This window comes from Legionella sp., assembly GCF_965140895.1.
Taxonomy (GTDB): domain Bacteria; phylum Pseudomonadota; class Gammaproteobacteria; order Legionellales; family Legionellaceae; genus Legionella.
In genome coordinates, this window is record NZ_CBCSKT010000123.1 from 1 (window position 1) to 1,317 (window position 1,317).

The window sequence follows — 1,317 nt, forward strand, 5'->3', positions numbered from 1 at the left end:
GGAATGATGTAAGTAGTAATCAATCATCGTGCGATTAGGCTCAATTCCTTCAGCACAGAATTCCTGGAAGGAATGGCAGGTATCGTTTAATAAGTTAAGTGAGTGCAGGAAGTTGAAAATCATAACCGGCTTAAACACATTTAACTCAAAATTCCCCTGACTGTCGGCAATACCAATAGCCGTATCATTCCCCAGCACTTGCGCACAGACCATCGTCATGGCTTCAGCTTGAGTAGGGTTTACTTTACCAGGCATAATCGATGAACCAGGCTCATTTTCAGGAATAGTGAGTTCGCCAATTCCGCAACGAGGACCAGAAGCTAACCAACGAATATCATTCGCTATTTTCATCAAAGCGCAAGCTAACGTTTTCATCGCACCATGAGCAAATACTAAAGGCTCATGCGAGGCAAGAGCGGCGAATTTATTTTCAGCGCTGACAAAAGGCAATTTCGTGATTTGCGCGATATGCTCGGCTACTTTAGTGGCAAACTGTGGGTGGGTATTTAAACCAGTACCTACTGCAGTACCACCGGCAGCAAGTTCATATAATTCAGGAAGTACTTCCTCTAAGCGTTTGATGCAGGCATCAAGTTGCGCCACATAGCCAGAGAATTCTTGGCCTAAAGTAATGGGCACTGCATCTTGTAAATGAGTTCGACCGATTTTCACGATGTCTTTAAAGGCATCCATTTTTGCAGCAAATGCATTGCGTAAGCTTTTAACCGTAGGAATTAATTTTTCATTCAACGCAAGTGCTGCGGCAATATGCATGGCAGTTGGGAAGGTGTCATTAGAGGACTGGGACATATTGACATGATCATTAGGATGAACAGGCGCTTTGCTACCCATGATGCCGCCAGCGATTTCAATCGCCCGGTTGGAAATAACTTCATTGGCATTCATATTCGATTGCGTGCCACTTCCTGTCTGCCAAACATGCAGTGGAAAATGCGCATCCAATAAGCCTTTACTGACTTCATCTGCGGCTTTAACGATTAAATCCGCTTTATCTTGAGGTAATTTTCCTAAATCCAAATTGGTGAGCGCTGCTGCTTTTTTCAAAATACCAAAAGCATGAGTCACCTCACGTGGCATAATGTCTTTACCAATATTAAAGTGGTGTAGCGAACGCTCGGTTTGTGCACCCCAATATTTATCCGCTGGGACCTCAATTTCACCCATACTGTCTGATTCGATACGCATTGTGCTCATAGTATTCAGATTCCTCGCATTAAAAAGGAAAAATTTTAACACAGGGTATAATTATTCCGTATGTGGCTCTTGTAAAAAATCGGAAATAAATTAACTTAGGGG

1 protein-coding gene is annotated in these 1,317 nt (G+C 42.9%); it reads right to left on the minus strand.

Annotation, left to right across the window (positions count from 1 at the left end; all coding sequences use genetic code 11):
- On the minus strand, positions 1–1,215 hold a 1,215-nt coding region (gene fumC, locus ACQY7T_RS12460; RefSeq protein WP_428413836.1), incomplete at its 3' end, for a class II fumarate hydratase.
- Positions 1,216–1,317 lie beyond the last annotated feature (102 nt).